Raw genomic sequence first — 15,297 nt, 5'->3', positions numbered from 1 at the left:
TAATGATATATAGAAACTATTGCCCCAAACACAAAGCTAAATAATAGACTACACCATAAACCATTGCGTTGAGACTTAGATCAAAAGTTGGCTCATGTACCATAGAAGTATAGCCTTGAGACTCATTACGTACGCCTAAAAATACGTAGCAAGCGGGGATCTTATGGGCAAAATAAGAGAAATCTTCAGATGCCATCCAAGGAATATTGGAAACAAGAACGTTGCCTTTTCCAAGTGCCGATTGTGCAGCTTGAAATGATTTTTGTGCGCAGGTGCCATTATTACGCGTTTCAGGGTAACCATTATGATAGCGTATTTCCACTTTACCAGCGTAAGTTACGGCAATCCCATTAGCAATTTCATAGAGTCGCTTTCTTACAATTTCGCGAGCATCTTGGCTTAGATAACGAATGCAGCCTTTAAGTTCTGCTTTATCTGTAATGACATTATAAACACTACCAGCGTTTAGAGCAGTGACTGATACAACCGCCGGATCAAAGCTGGATAAGTTACGCGAGACAATGCTTTGCACTTGGTTGACAAATTGTGTTGCCATGATGATAGGATCATTAGTGGTAAAAGGTGTACTAGCATGTCCACCTTTACCTAAAAAGTGGATATCAAACAGATCAACCCCCGATAGCGCAACAGGTTGGCAGATTTGGATCTTCCCTTCATCAATTGTAGGCAATACATGAATGCCATATATTTCAGATACCCCATCAAGAGCGCCATCTTGAATCATGATCGAGGCTCCACCTGGGAGCACTTCCTCAGAAGGTTGAAATAGAAAGCGTATGTTTACTTTAAGCTGATTTTTTATTCTTACTAGAGTATGTGCTGTAGTTAAAACGATTGCACAATGTGCGTCATGTCCACACATATGGGCTTTGCCATCAATGGTGGATCTATACTTACAGCTGTTTTGCTCATGAATGGGTAAAGCATCCATATCTGCGCGTAAGGCGATCATTTTATAGTTTGGATTGATGATTAAATCAGCAATTAATCCTGTTTTACCGATATTGCGTTTCACGCTTAAGCCTAATTTTTCAAGCTTAGAAGCAATAAAGGTAGCTGTATTATACACGTCAAAACCAAGCTCAGGATACATATGAATATGTTCGCGTACCTGTTGCAGATAGTTAGTATCGATTTGATCTATAATAGAGTCTGCTAACATGAAGTTATCCTTATTTCGTAAATTGGTTTAATGTTCTTGCAGTAACGGTTGACGAGACCAAGCAACTAACTAAAATCAACAGAATTGTACTGTTTAAAATGGCATTATCTAGAATTTCGGTTTTATATCCCACTAAAATGATGGCTAACGTTGCAGCTGCATGCGCACTACTTAAACCAAAGATAAGTTTGCCATCAATGGTGCTCAAGCGTAAGCACCATTGAGTAAGTTTGGCTGCTAACCATTTTGATACCAATGCAACAGTAATCAAAGTAATTGCTATGGTAGCAACATTATGGATGTCTGTGAGAACGTGCAAGTTAACAATCATACCAACGCTGATCAGGAAAACAGGGATAAAAAGTGTATTACCAATAAAATGAATCTCAGTTTTTAATTTCTGCTTTTTGGTTACAAAACGATTTAAGGCGAGTCCTGCAAAAAATGCACCAATAATGGCATCAACGCCAATGATTTCGGCAAAAACGGCAAGGACAAAAACGGTTAATAGTACAAAAGTGTAGTGGAGACTTGTTTTGCGTGCAAAAGCATAGAAAAACCTTTTAGCGATATAAGGAATGATGATAAAGGCAATAAAACTAAAAACAATAAAACTAAAGATAAGGGTAATAAACATCGCAATATCATTTTTATCATGGTGTATGCCTGTGATAATTGCTAAAATAAGTAATACTAAGGTATCTGTTATAATTGTTCCACCAACGGCAATAGCCACTGCTGGGCGCGTAGCATAGCCTTTGATACTCACCATTGGATAAGCAACAAGCGTATGCGTTGAGAACATGATCGAAATTAGAATGCTAGCACTTATGCTGTAATCAAAGCCATAATGGAATACTATAAAACCAATACAAAACGGGATAAGGAAAGTAAGTGTCCCAAACAACAAACTTTTGTTTTTGTGTAACTTAAATTCCTTCATCTCTAATTCTAGACCAGCCATAAACATAATGTACAAAAGCCCAGTTGTTGCAAAAATAGTTACAGCCAAATTTTGATCAAGAATATTGAGTGCATGGGGACCTGCTATGACACCAGCAACAATTAGACCAACAATGCTCGGAATACGAAGGTAATGGCAGATGATTTTAGTTGCAATAATCAGGAGTAATACAAAAGTAAATATACTAACAGGGGTGTTTAAAGGTAACTCAGCAATATGTTTTATATTCTCTAATATGTGCATTTATTTCCCTTAGAAGAAACTTGACTTATATAAGTTTTTCGCTTATGTCGTTTTTACCATTTAGCCTTGTTCTTTTTTCTGAGGATTGTTCTATGTGAAGAATATATTACACATAGGTTTTATACTTACCACTTAATTTTACATAAAAGTATAAAGTTATCCCAATACATCAACTCCTTGAGGAGGTGTGAACTCAAAGACACTTTGAGGAATAAGTTGAGTTGATATATTTAAGAGTTCAATGTTGGTAGATTGCCCAGTTTCTGTTTCAATAACCATATGTGTAGGAATATTGCCTTTAAAAGTCATATTGATGTATTTTATTAAGGATTGATCTTTGACTTTTGGCGTTAAGCGATAGGTTTTATCGTTAAGTCGTTCAATAGTAAAAAGCTGATTAAGTGTTTTGCTATCACCTGTTAAAAGTAGAAGATAAGGTGCTTGAGAGATGCTTTTAGGAACTTCGTTAATAGTGATTTGTTCAAGTTCTTCGTCGTAATTCCAAAGTTGTTTACCGTTGGACAATAGCATTTGTTTTTGTGGGCTTAGCACCTGCCATTTAAAGAAGCTAGGTTTACTGACCCAAAGTTCACCTTGGCTTTGTTGTTTAAGCTTTTGTTGTGGGTTAAGTAGAGTTTGATTGAAGCTTGCGTGCATGTTCTTAAGCTTGGCAAGTTTATCAAAAAGGCTTTGTTCAGAATAATTTATCTCAGATGGCTGCGAGACGGTATTATTGTTAGCAAAGCATAAATCAATAGCAAAAATGCTAAATATGATAAAGAGCGTGTCTTTGAGAATATTTTCAAATTTTTGCCTCATTGTTATGACCTTTTGATTAAAACTTCACGCATGCCATTAGACTGCATTTCACTCACAATACCCGCAACTTCCATTTCTTCAATCAGTCGTGCGGAGCGGTTATAACCGATACGTAAGCGTCGTTGGATGTTTGAGATCGACGCGCGTTGTGTCTCAAGCACAATCTTAACGGCCTCATCGTAGAGTGGATCATTACTATCACCTTCAACTTCACCACCTTCAACCTCTTCGTCACTTGCGGTTATATCATCAATATATTCAGGTTCACCCATTTCTTTCCAAGCAGCTACTACGCGATGTACTTCGTCATCATCAACAAAAGCACCATGAACACGTGTTGGCACTCCAGACCCAGGTGGAAGATAAAGCATATCACCATGACCTAATAATTGCTCAGCACCTTGTTGATCTAAGATCGTGCGAGAGTCAATTTTTGAAGAGACCTGAAAGGCAATTCGCGTAGGGATGTTTGCTTTGATTAAGCCTGTGACTACGTCGACGGATGGACGTTGAGTTGCAAGGATCAAGTGAATTCCTGCGGCACGTGCTTTTTGTGCTAAGCGCGCAATAAGCTCTTCAACCTTTTTACCAACAACCATCATCATATCGGCAAACTCATCAGCAATCACGACAATGTAAGGTAGTTTCTCAAGTATTGGTGCATCTTCTTTTGGATCTGGGCGAAGTTTTAACCATAGTGGATCTTTTATTGATTCGCCTGATTTTTCAGCTTCTTGAATTTTCTCATTTAATCCTGCGATATTTCTAACTCCTGCTGCTGCCATGAGTTCATAACGGCGATCCATTTCTTTCACACACCAACGAAGTGCATTAGCTGCTTCGTTCATATCAGTTACCACAGGAGTTAATAAATGTGGAATGCCTTCGTAAATAGAAAGCTCAAGCATCTTAGGATCGATCATAATAAAGCGCAGATCATCGGGTGCAGATTTATATAACATGCTAATAATCATCGCATTAACACCCACTGATTTACCTGATCCAGTGGTACCAGCGACAAGCAAATGTGGCATTTTAGCAAGGTTAACGGTTTCGGGAATCCCAGCAATATCCACTCCAAGCCCCATCGTAAGGGGTGAGCTAGAGTCGATGAATTTTTTATGTGATAACACTTCTTTTAAGCGCACGATTTCACGTTTTTGGTTTGGTAATTCAATACCAACATAAGGTTTGCCTGGAATAACTTCAACCACACGCACACGTGCCGCCGAAAGTGAGCGTGCCAAGTCCTGAGCAAGTCCGCTTAACTTACTCACCTTAACACCAGGAGCAAGTTCAATTTCAAAGCGCGTAATTACAGGACCTGGATAGCTAGCAATAACCTTGACTTGAATACCAAAGTCGGCAAGTTTTTCTTCAACAAGGGTTGCCATTTTTTGTAAAAATTCTTTTGATATCTGCTCCTTTTGGTTTTTGGGATCATCCAAAAGGTCTAAAGAAGGGAGACCTGTGATTTTATCAGTTTTATGTTTTATTTTTTTAGATTTGGAGGGTTTAGTAATAGATGGGGTGGTAATAGGTAGCTCTTCTTCCTCATAAAAATTATCGTCCAAATTTGAAACAAGGGTGAATTGATTATCATGTAGTGTGTATGGTAACGCTATCTTAGGGTCATCTTGGATCAGATTAGGGTCGTTGAATGCTAAAATGTTGATATTATCATCGATATCAAGTTTTTGCTGTTTGTCAGCTTCCTTTTGCTCTTTTTGCAGTTGTTTTTGTTCCTGCTTTTGAGCTCTTAAGACTTCTTTTTCTATTTTTCTTTGAGCACGTTCTTTTGCTTTTTGTGCTTTTTCTTCGGGTGTAGAGGTGAAAAAATTTTTAATCTGTAATGCTAAAAAGCGAATAAGTGCCGCAATAGACCTTAGCCAAAAACCACCCGAGAATAAAGTTAAGCCAAGTGCAAATGCAGCAATTAATGCAAATACACCACCTGTGGTGCTAAGATATAAAACCGTATATTTTGCAACTTCTTGACCTAGAATACCTCCTGAGCCTTCAGGCATATAAACGGTAAAAACAGATAATGTAATTTCGGCGATACCACTACCAGAACCAATTAGTAAAATGATGCCAACAAAGCGAGCAAGCATCAAAAGTGTACTACTTTCAGAAAAATTTTTGCGTTCCAAAAATAGCTGCCATACACCATATACCAGAATAAATGGGATCAGAAAGCCAAATACACCACAAATAGCTAAAATAACATTGGCGGTGTAGGCACCAACAATACCAGCATAGTTGTAAATATGAAGTTGTGATTGAACGATTGTCCAGCCTGGATCGCTACTGTTGTATGAAAAGAGTGATAATAGTAAAAACAAGGCAATAGCCCCCATTAGTATCAACCATGCAATACGTAAACGATCGACTAATAATTGATTAATTTCTTTTTTAGGCTTTGCCTGGTTAGCAGCTTGTTTAGTTGCCTTTTTATCTATTTTTGGAGTATTAGCTTTTTTACTACGCTTAAGCACCACTATTTTTCCTCGTATGTAAAACGTATCAAACCTATGATAACAGGGAAAAGCAAGCGATCAACTCGTTTTGCCAGATTGTTTTGTTCTAAAAGGGTCAAGGTTTAATCTACTTTTTTACTCTAAAGCCGTTGACATTTCTTGTTTATCTGTAAAAACGCCAATAAGATAAATTGGTAAGCCAGGACGTTTGGACTTGTGACTATATTGCTTTGCTTCTACCAAGCGCTTGAGCATCGTTGCCATGCTTTTCATAAAAAGTAATTCAGAGCTTTCATGCGTACGCTTACCAAAATAATAGGCAACAATTTGACTTATCTTATGGCAGATAGCTAACCAAAGCTATCGTTGGTTCTTTTTGTTTCCAAAATATGACCATTACTCATCAAGCTCAAGCATAAGTGGCATCACAACAACTGAGCTTATATTCATTAATAAGTTCCAGTTACATTTCAACAATCTACAGGCTTTTTTTATCGTATTAATCACGGTTTTTGTGCTAACTTTTAAAACACGTACTGTATCTCGTATACCACTACCATTGCTACACATATCAATAATTCTTTCTTTTATCTTGGGCAGCCGACCTAGTGCTTTATATTTCAAGTTGAAAGTATTTGCCACAATCTAGGCAACGGTACCTTTGCGCACCACTTGGACTAGATTTCAATTGGTTTTTACCTGCTTTAACTGTTTTTATTGAGTTGCAATTCCTGCAACATACATCAATTTTCGCCATTTTTGATTGAATATCTTACATATTTTTATGACAAAATAAAACACTATCCATAATAATGAGCCTCTGTAAAGCAGCGAATATTATTTAGCTTGAGAAGTCTAACATGAATATACCATATTTTTTAATTTTGGCTTTGAGCGTAGCACTGCTAATACCTAACACTTCAGCGGTATTAGTAAGATGAAAGCCAGTATAAGCAAGAGTTGCTTCAATTAAGCCACGTTCGACTTCTTCTGTAACAATACTTAATGTAAAGCGTGGTTGATCAGTTGGGTCTTTTCTTGCATTTTCGTAACGTGCTTCAGCTGTAGCGTAGATGAATTTTTCTATGTGACTCATGATAAATATCCTTATTTTCCCTTTTGGTATTTTTAGCATAGTTATTTATTGCATTTTTCTATATGGAGAAAAACGTTTTTTTAATGTAAAAAATACTGAAATAATGTAATCAAATCGCCATGATGATTTTTTAATCAATAAAATGACAAAAATGTAAAAGCTTGGTAATCCAAGCTCAGGAAGCTATAAAATACTTACTAATGTGTTTATTATGATCTGTTTAATATGATTAATTAGATTGTAATGGTACGAAAGAATGGAAGAAGATATAAAAAAAGTATTTAAATTAGTAGCAACTTATCCACCTGCTGGTGATCAACCTAAAGCGATTGCCTCATTAACAAAAGGGTTACAAAATGGTTTGAGGCACCAAACGTTGTTAGGGGTAACCGGTTCAGGTAAAACCTATACCATTGCGAATGTTATTCAAAATGTACAGCGACCTACTTTGATTTTGGCACACAATAAAACATTAGCTGCTCAGCTTTATGCTGAAATGAGACAGTTTTTTCCCCATAATGCTGTGGAGTACTTTGTGTCATATTATGACTATTATCAGCCAGAAGCCTATGTTGCAACATCAGATACCTATATTGAAAAAGACTCATCAATCAATGAACATGTTGAGCAAATGCGCTTGTCGGCAACTAAGTCAATCTTGGAGCGTCAAGATGTGATTATTGTCGCAACAGTTTCAGCTATATATGGATTAGGTGATCCTGAGCAATATATGCAAATGTTATTGCATTTAAAATTGGGGGTGGAAATTGATCAACGTAGTATTTTAAGGCGTTTGAGCGATATGCAGTATCAGCGTAGTGATATGGATTTTACGCGTGGAACTTATCGTGTGCGAGGCGATGTGATCGATATTTTCCCAGCGGATTCAGATAAAGAAGCCGTGCGTGTTGAATTATTTGATGATGAAATTGAGAGCTTAACGATTATTGATCCGCTAACAGGCAAGAAAATTCATTCAGTCTATCGAACAACGATTTTTCCAGGTACACACTATGTCAGTTCAAAAGACAGACAAAAGAGTATGGTTGAAGAAATAAAAGAAGAGCTAAGAGAGCGTATTGCCTATTTTCAAAAGGAAAATCGTTTGATTGAAGCACAAAGAATTGAACAACGTACACTTTATGACATAGAAATGATCAATGAATTGGGTTATTGCACGGGGATTGAAAATTACTCGCGTTTACTCTCAGGGCGTGCGTCAGGTGAACCCCCACCGACGCTGTTGGATTATTTACCTGAAAATGCTTTTATTGTAATCGATGAGTCACATGTGACAATTCCACAATTTGGTGGCATGTATAAAGGTGATCGCTCACGTAAGGAAAATTTGGTAAATTATGGTTTTCGATTACCATCAGCCTTAGATAATCGACCGTTAAAATTTCATGAATTTGAAGCTTTAGTGCGACAGGCGATATATGTCTCAGCAACACCTGCGGATTATGAACAAAAGCATCAGCAAAATATTGTTGAGCAAGTGGTGCGCCCAACGGGTTTATTGGATCCTACGGTTGAAGTACGACCTGTTGCGATTCAAGTAGAAGATGCGTTATCAGAAATCAATAAGGCAGTTGTTCAAGGCGAGCGTATACTGATTACGACCTTGACTAAGCGCATGGCAGAGGATCTAACCGATTATTTAGCCGAGCATGGCATAAATGTGCGCTATTTACATGCGGATGTAGATACGGTTGAGAGAGTTGAAATTATTCGCGATCTACGAATAGGAGTTTTCGATGTTTTAGTTGGAATTAATTTATTGCGTGAAGGTTTAGATATGCCTGAAGTTAGTACAGTACTCATCTTTGATGCTGATAAAGAAGGATTTTTGCGTTCAGAACGCTCATTGATTCAAACCATAGGACGCACGGCAAGAAACGTATCTGGCAAAGCCATTCTCTATGCTGATGTGATTACATGCTCAATGCAGCGTGCAATGGAAGAAACGCAGCGACGGCGTAATAAGCAGCAAGCATACAATCAACAGCACAATATAATACCAACGACTATTCGTAAAGGTGTTAGTGATATGCTGGGGTTCTCTCCTGAAATAAACAAGAAAACAGCTGAAAGTAGTATGCGTAAGAAAGTCAAAGATCTCCTATTAGATGAGGTGCTAGGAGTTAAAGAAGCCTTGAGTCTTGTTAAAAAACTTGAGCGTGTGATGAAAGAGCATGCCCGTAATTTAGAATTTGAGCAAGCAGGTGAAGTGCGTGACCAAATTAAGTCAATTAAAGATAAATACTTGTTTTAATCATTAAGTTGAATGCTTCTTACAATAAATTCATATTATTTCAGTTCTGTATTGGCTGTTAAAGAATCAGAAAAATAATGCTTTAAGGTCATTTTTAAGCTATTATCTATCCATAATTAAGAAAAAGTGTATGTGATTGTGGTTAATCTCTCACAAGATTGTGATACAATCGCCTGTGTCATCAAAACAGCTTGATTTAGGGCAAATATGAAATTGAAGGTTTGGCTTTTTCTAGTCATAGGGTTTTATGCAAATATGGTTTTTGCGGTTGAAAGACTGATTACAGAGGTGTGTGTTCCAAGCACATTATCCTTTGTTCCACAAATTGTAGAGGACCATCCATTTATTTCAGTTGCTATTATCGGTATTGTCGTATGGTACTTAATTATACGGATTCGTCAATTCCTTAAAAGCAAGTGAAAGTCTTTTTTAGTATATGCTTTAGTGCCTTATCCCTTAAATGGGCAATATATTATGATAATTGAAATTAAGGAAGATTTCTTTGTGCTTCGCCGATATATAGCTGGCGTGGACGACCAATTTTCATTTTTGGATCATTGTACATCTCAAGGTATTGAGCTATCCAGCCAGATGCGCGAGCTAAGGCAAAAATAGACGTATACATATAAGTTGGAATGTGTAGTGTTTTTAAGATAATACCAGAGTAGAAATCAACATTAGGGAAAAGCTTCCTATCGATAAAGTACCTATCATTAAGTGCGATTTCCTCTAATTTTTTAGCAATCACCAATAGTGGATTATCGCTATCGCCCAGTTGATTTAAAATACTTTCACAGGCTTTTTTCATAGAAATGGCACGTGGATCAGTATTTTTATATACACGATGACCAAAGCCCATTAATCTAAAAGAATCATCTTTGTTTTTAGCGCGTTCAATAAACTTATCAATATTACTTACATCACCGATTTGTTCAAGCATTTTGACAACAGCTTCGTTTGCACCACCATGTGCAGGTCCCCAAAGGGCGGCAATACCAGCAACAATAGCAGCATATGGATCAGTGCCAGTTGAACCAGCAAGGCGCACGGTTGATGTGGACGCATTTTGTTCGTGATCTGCATGCAGAATAAAAATTGTATCCATCGCACGTGCGGCAATTGAATCAGGTTGGTAATTTTCATTATCTGCAAACATCATGTATAAGAAGTTCTCAGCGTAAGAAAGCGATTTTTTGGGTGCCATAAACGGCAACCCGTTGCGATGACGGTAAGTCATTGCAACGATAGTTGGCATTTGAGCAATCAGTTTTTCAGCCATTTGAGTTTGCTGAGTAAGATCTTTTTTATTCATCGTTTTTTGGTTTTCACCTGCCATTACACTTACCGCTGCCATAAGTGGTGCCATTGGATACACATCTTGTGGAAAAGCTTTGATAGTCTCTTGAATGTGTGTGCATACAGGCATATCATTTAGAATTCGAGTTGAAAATTCAGTAATTTCATTTGTTAAGGCAAGTTTATCATTTAAAAGTGCATAGCATAAATTCATATAATGAGATTTTTCAACCCACTGCTCAATAGGATAACCACGGTGTAATAAAACGCCTTTACCACCATTGATATAGGTGATTTTTGACCAGCATGCTGCTGTGGATAAAAATCCTGGGTCGTAGGTAAATAAGCCTTCTTTAACTAAAGAAGAAACGTCAATAGTTTGTTGTCCTAAAACAGGGGTATAAATAGGTAGCTCTAGCAATAAATTTTTATCTGGAAGGGTTAAGATTGCAGTTTCAGACATGTTGTTCTCCATGATTATCGCACTCTAAAATTTATAAAAAATATCACTCTAAACTAAATAGACCTTAAGTTTTATAAAGTGACTTAAACCCCGTTGAGTGCGGGTAGCTAAAATTAATGTGGCATATTTAAGCCTATATCCCCAGCATTGTCAAACGTAGATAGCCTCGCCTAGAAAAAAGAAGATAAAAGCACGTAAAATACAAACTTAAGGAAACCTGTAAAATGATTTAATTATTGATATATAAAAAATTTTAGTAGTTCTATTTAACGAATAAAACACAGTTAGTGGATAGATGCTAAAGCTATGGTATACTCAACTAACTTTAGTTATAGAACATGAAGTTTTTATGCACACAAATGAAATTGACTCACGCTTAAAGCTTATTTTATCTGCACAAGTAGATACATTGGATGAGCTTGAAAAAATTTGGATGTTTGGTTACGTCCATGGCAAAAAAAACAAGTCAGAAACACTTAACCCTTTTCCAGTAAACACGATTGAACATAACTATTGGGCAGAAGGGTTTGAAGCGGGTGAATTTAATGAGCCACCCTTATTTCCACAATACATCTCCATATTAAGCGAGATTGCCGAAAGTGATGACGCTTTAGAAGTGCAAACACGTAAAAAGTATCACCTGGACAAGGTTGATCGCTTACTTGCCACAGCGGGTGTGAGTGTAGCAACTGCATCTATGGTAGCAGCGGCCTTAATTAACTTTATGGCGTAGTAAGGCATGCATAGAACTAAAATTAAAATTTGTGGTATCCGTAACCTTGAAGATGCCCTTTTTGCGCTTGAATGTGGAGTCGAAGGATTAGGCTTTGTTTTTTATACCAAATCACCTCGCTTTATTACTATTAATGAGGCACATAAAATTATTCAAAAGCTACCACCTTTTGTGACGATTTGTGGACTCTTCGTTAATGCTATGCCAGATGAAATTAAAACTGCAATTGCAGCTGGTATTAGTATGATTCAATTCCATGGTGACGAACAACTTGAATTTTGTAACAGTTTTCAGTTTCCATATATACGCGCTTTACGCATTGAGGACCGCTTAACGCTCAACAAAGCTAAACAATATTATCAAAGCGCGCGTGCCATATTGCTAGATGCTTATGATCGAAATTTCTATGGTGGCTTAGGTAAAACATTTGATTGGTCAATCATTCCTAACGAAATACGAAACAGTATCATTTTAGCAGGTGGATTAACGGTTGAAAATGTAACTCATGCGATTGCTGAAATTCAACCCTATGCGGTTGATGTCAGCGGCGGTGTTGAGTCGCAAAAAGGCATTAAGTCTCATGCCAAAATTAAAGCGTTTTGTGATGCTGTTAAAAGTACATATTAAGGAAATTCATGCGCTATCCTGAAATTCTTGAACATTCAATTGAAAAACGACAAAAGTCTTCAGTTGTGAAGCTTAAGCTGCTGTTTGATGAAAAATTGATTTTTTTTAAAGGTCATTTTACCGATAATCCTATTCTGCCAGGGATTGCCCAAACAGATTTTGTTATTGAGTTTAGCTCTTGTTTTTTAATGCTTGACAAGAAGCAAGTACGTCATATCCCGCAGCTTAAATTCAGCCAAGTGATTTTACCTAATAAGGTGCTCAATTTGCAGATAGAATTATCTGAACATCAGCTGCAATTTGAATATACTGATGATGATCAAAATCGCTATTCAAGTGGAAAAATCCAGTTATGACCAAACCTTGTTTTCTTATTCCAATTTATAATCATGGTGAGACACTTGTGAGTGTTGTTTCTGAGCTTGCAGTTTATGGTATCAATTGCTTAATTGTTGATGATGGTAGTGATCAAAAAACCAAAGCCGTAATTAACCATATATGCCAGCAATACTCATGGGTCAAGTCTATTTCGTTGGCACTTAACTCTGGCAAAGGTGCAGCGATTATGAATGGCTTTCAGTATTTGTATCATCATCACTATACACATGCAATTCAAGTCGATGCCGATCACCAACATGATTTAAACGACTTATCAAAGTTTCTGACACTATTTCAATATCACCCCAATAGCCTTATTTCTGGCAAGTCAATTTATGATAAAAGTGTGCCTAAAGCTCGCTTACACGGTCGCAAAATCACTAACTTTTGGGTGGCGATTGAAACGTGGAGCACAAGACTTGTTGAATCAATGTGTGGCTTTCGCATCTACCCCTTAAATCCTTTACAAAGCGTATTACCAAAAGTATCTGGTAGGCGAATGGAGTTTGATATTGAAATCATGGTAAAAGCTTATTGGCAAGCGATTGATGTGAAATATATTCCAACGCAAATTAACTACCCTAAATCTGGGCAATCTCACTTTCGTCTATGGAAAGATAACGTTCGGATCTCATGGTTGCATACTCGACTTTTTTTTGCGATGTTTTACTATATGCCACGCCTCCATCTAAAAAAATTAATAAATAGACATGACAAATAATCAAGGTCGTAGCCAGCATAAACACTGGTCAAAGTTACCTGAAAAAGGAAGCATAATAGGACTTAAATTCATGCTTATCTGTTTTAAACTGCTTGGTAGACGGGTAACTTATGTATTGATGTTCCCTGCTATAGTTTATTTCTATCTTTTTTCACGTGGTGCGCGTAAAGCTTCTTGGCAATATTTTATACATTTACAACGTTACGCTGCACAAAAAAATATAGTCATAAAACCACAGCCTTTTCGCCATTTTATGAGTTTTGGTAAAAGCTTAATTGACAAGGTTGCAGTATGGAATAAAATCATCACGCGTCATGACTTACACTTTCCAAATCGTGAGCTTTTACTTGATCTGGTTAATAAAAAACAAGGGGCTATTATTTTTAGTGCGCACCTAGGCAATATTGAAGTGATGCGCGCATTGTCTGGTTTGATACCTAAACTTAAAGTTAATGCCTTAATCTTTAATCAGCATGCTCAGAAATTCAATACGTTGTTGACCCAAGTTAACGCTGATTCGCAATTGAGTTTAATTTCAATTGAGCATATCGATCTTGTTTTTGCCATTCAGTTACAACAAAAAATTGACCAAGGTGAGTTTATTATCATAGCCTGTGATCGCATCTCTGTTAATCATCCTAATCACACTATTTGGGTTGAGTTTTTAGGTGAAAAGTGCATTTTGCCACAAGGACCTTTCATACTTTCAGCGATTTTACAAGCACCGGTCTATACGATGCTATGCTTAAAACAAAAAAAGCGTTTTAATGTTGTTTTTGAGTCATTTGCTCAAAGCATTAAGCTTCCTCGTCACAATCGCCAGCTTATATTAAACCAATATGCACAACAATATAGTGATTTTATTGCTTGGCATTGCATACAATATCCAACACAATGGTTCAATTTTTTTGACTTTTGGGGTAGGAATGATCAGTAGCAAAACCATTTCACATTTAACTGAGATACGTGTTCCATTTTATGATATTGATAGCTTACATATTGCTTGGCATGGTCATTATGTAAAGTACTTTGAAGTCGCTCGATGCGAACTTTTGAATGAAATAGGTTATAACTATAATGATATGGCAGCAAGTGGTTATATGTGGCCAATCGTCGATTTACAGATTAAATATATTCGACCTGCTGTATTTGGGCAAACTATTCAAGTTGTAAGTAGTATTATTGAGTATCAGAATCGCCTGAAAATTGCCTATCTTATTGTCGATAAATCAAGCCAACAAAAACTCACCAAGGGACATACTACTCAACTTGCTATTGATCTTAAAACCCAACAACTACAATTTGTTTCACCCTTGTGTTTAATCGAAAAAATAAAGAGTTTTTAACATGCAATTCCGTATACACATCACTTTCCCTACTTTAATTTTTATTTTTTTCTTTAATGGGAGCTTGGCTGCAAGCAAAAACAGTATTTTTTATCATCCTTTATCTGCGAAAAATGAAGTTGCTTTTATGAAAGTGCAAAATGCCCAGGCTAAAATTGATAATGTTTATGGTGATTTTACCCAAACACGTTATATGAAGCTTTTATCAAAGCCACTTATTTCCAGTGGTGTTTTCCATCTTTCCAAAACTGATGGTTTACAATGGTTGCAACAAAAACCCTTTAAATCAATACTGATGATCACAGAAGATAAAATTCAACAATCAATTGAAGGGAAACAGGCAATGGTCATTACTAAAAAAGAACAACCGATTGTATTTTCTTTTACCCATATTTTTTTATCGATTTTTAAAGGCAATACAGAAGCATTAAAACAATATTTTGATATCTACTTTATCGAATGTAATAATAATTGGCACTTGGGCTTAAAACCCATTGACTCACCTTTAAATAAAGCTATTGATAGCATTGAGATTATAGGTGAGAAGTACGTCACGCGTATATTAGTCAATGAAGCACAAGGCAATCACATGTTAATTCAATTTTCGAATATCTCTGACAAGCAAAAGTAAAGTTTATTTTATCGCTCACAAACTATTTTTGCTATACTCCTT

Annotated in this window: 17 protein-coding genes; 8 read left to right on the top strand and 9 right to left on the bottom strand. The window is 36.6% G+C overall.

Annotated features, from left to right (window positions below):
- Positions 1 to 16 precede the first annotated feature (16 nt).
- From M1V25_RS05745 to M1V25_RS05710, 8 genes are all read right to left on the bottom strand, one after another.
- Positions 17 to 1,183, bottom strand: a complete 1,167-nt coding sequence (locus M1V25_RS05745) for a M20 metallopeptidase family protein (protein WP_498842693.1) — start codon at positions 1,181 to 1,183, stop codon at positions 17 to 19.
- 10 nt (positions 1,184 to 1,193) lie between these two features.
- Positions 1,194 to 2,390, bottom strand: a complete 1,197-nt coding sequence (locus M1V25_RS05740; RefSeq protein WP_116964289.1) for a cation:proton antiporter — start codon at positions 2,388 to 2,390, stop codon at positions 1,194 to 1,196.
- A 156-nt stretch (positions 2,391 to 2,546) separates the two neighbouring features.
- The gene (gene lolA, locus M1V25_RS05735; RefSeq protein WP_498842692.1) at positions 2,547 to 3,209 is read right to left on the bottom strand and encodes an outer membrane lipoprotein periplasmic chaperone LolA; all 663 of its coding nucleotides are present in this window, start codon (positions 3,207 to 3,209) and stop codon (positions 2,547 to 2,549) included.
- Positions 3,210 to 3,211: 2 nt separating this feature from the next.
- Positions 3,212 to 5,710: a DNA translocase FtsK gene (locus tag M1V25_RS05730; RefSeq protein WP_498842691.1), complete on the bottom strand. Its 2,499-nt coding sequence runs from the start codon at positions 5,708 to 5,710 to the stop codon at positions 3,212 to 3,214.
- 114 nt (positions 5,711 to 5,824) lie between these two features.
- A complete protein-coding gene (locus M1V25_RS05725) occupies positions 5,825 to 5,953 on the bottom strand; it encodes a hypothetical protein (protein ID WP_275667774.1) in 129 nt (42 codons plus the stop codon).
- Between the two features lie 132 nt (positions 5,954 to 6,085).
- Entirely contained in the window at positions 6,086 to 6,331 is a 246-nt protein-coding gene (locus M1V25_RS05720) for an IS1-like element transposase (protein WP_498842690.1), read from the bottom strand.
- On the bottom strand, positions 6,303 to 6,446 hold the full coding sequence (locus M1V25_RS05715; protein ID WP_498842689.1) for an IS1/IS1595 family N-terminal zinc-binding domain-containing protein: 144 nt from the start codon (positions 6,444 to 6,446) through the stop codon (positions 6,303 to 6,305). The genes M1V25_RS05720 and M1V25_RS05715 overlap by 29 nt, the downstream gene beginning before the upstream one ends.
- Positions 6,447 to 6,530: 84 nt before the next feature.
- Positions 6,531 to 6,785 carry a helix-turn-helix domain-containing protein gene (locus M1V25_RS05710; RefSeq protein ID WP_157966635.1) on the bottom strand — a complete coding sequence of 85 codons (255 nt, stop codon included), beginning with the start codon at positions 6,783 to 6,785 and terminating at the stop codon, positions 6,531 to 6,533.
- 256 nt (positions 6,786 to 7,041) lie between these two features.
- Here M1V25_RS05710 and uvrB point away from each other — a divergent pair, with 256 nt between their 5' ends.
- Entirely contained in the window at positions 7,042 to 9,060 is a 2,019-nt protein-coding gene (gene uvrB, locus M1V25_RS05705; RefSeq protein ID WP_498842688.1) for an excinuclease ABC subunit UvrB, read from the top strand.
- A 487-nt stretch (positions 9,061 to 9,547) separates the two neighbouring features.
- On the opposite strand, the gene M1V25_RS05700 is transcribed toward uvrB, so the two are convergent.
- Complete coding sequence (locus tag M1V25_RS05700; RefSeq protein ID WP_498842687.1) at positions 9,548 to 10,819, bottom strand: citrate synthase; 1,272 nt, start codon at positions 10,817 to 10,819, stop codon at positions 9,548 to 9,550.
- Between the two features lie 349 nt (positions 10,820 to 11,168).
- Between M1V25_RS05700 and M1V25_RS05695 the strand changes: the two genes are divergently transcribed.
- From M1V25_RS05695 to M1V25_RS05665, 7 genes are read left to right on the top strand one after another with little or no spacing between them, the layout of a single operon-like run.
- Positions 11,169 to 11,552, top strand: coding sequence for a hypothetical protein (locus M1V25_RS05695; protein WP_157966634.1), 384 nt, complete (start codon positions 11,169 to 11,171; stop codon positions 11,550 to 11,552).
- A 6-nt stretch (positions 11,553 to 11,558) separates the two neighbouring features.
- The gene (locus M1V25_RS05690; protein ID WP_498842686.1) at positions 11,559 to 12,179 is read left to right on the top strand and encodes a phosphoribosylanthranilate isomerase; all 621 of its coding nucleotides are present in this window, start codon (positions 11,559 to 11,561) and stop codon (positions 12,177 to 12,179) included.
- An 8-nt stretch (positions 12,180 to 12,187) separates the two neighbouring features.
- Positions 12,188 to 12,535, top strand: coding sequence for an ApeI family dehydratase (locus tag M1V25_RS05685; RefSeq protein WP_116964279.1), 348 nt, complete (start codon positions 12,188 to 12,190; stop codon positions 12,533 to 12,535).
- On the top strand, positions 12,532 to 13,278 hold the full coding sequence (locus tag M1V25_RS05680) for a glycosyltransferase family 2 protein (RefSeq protein WP_116964278.1): 747 nt from the start codon (positions 12,532 to 12,534) through the stop codon (positions 13,276 to 13,278). Before M1V25_RS05685 ends, M1V25_RS05680 begins: the two co-directional genes overlap by 4 nt.
- On the top strand, positions 13,268 to 14,215 hold the full coding sequence (locus tag M1V25_RS05675; RefSeq protein ID WP_116964277.1) for a lysophospholipid acyltransferase family protein: 948 nt from the start codon (positions 13,268 to 13,270) through the stop codon (positions 14,213 to 14,215). The genes M1V25_RS05680 and M1V25_RS05675 overlap by 11 nt, the downstream gene beginning before the upstream one ends.
- Positions 14,205 to 14,624 (top strand): acyl-CoA thioesterase, encoded by a 420-nt coding sequence (locus M1V25_RS05670; protein WP_192877946.1) that lies wholly within the window; start codon positions 14,205 to 14,207, stop codon positions 14,622 to 14,624. The genes M1V25_RS05675 and M1V25_RS05670 overlap by 11 nt, the downstream gene beginning before the upstream one ends.
- A gap of 1 nt (position 14,625) precedes the next feature.
- Complete coding sequence (locus M1V25_RS05665; RefSeq protein ID WP_116964276.1) at positions 14,626 to 15,255, top strand: outer membrane lipoprotein carrier protein LolA; 630 nt, start codon at positions 14,626 to 14,628, stop codon at positions 15,253 to 15,255.
- Positions 15,256 to 15,297 lie beyond the last annotated feature (42 nt).

Source organism: Candidatus Nebulibacter yamunensis (assembly GCF_024208055.1).
Taxonomy (GTDB): Bacteria; Pseudomonadota; Gammaproteobacteria; order Francisellales; family Francisellaceae; genus Caedibacter; species Caedibacter lacustris.
The sequence above is the reverse complement of the archived record's forward strand: the minus strand, read 5'-3'. Positions and strand labels throughout refer to the sequence as shown.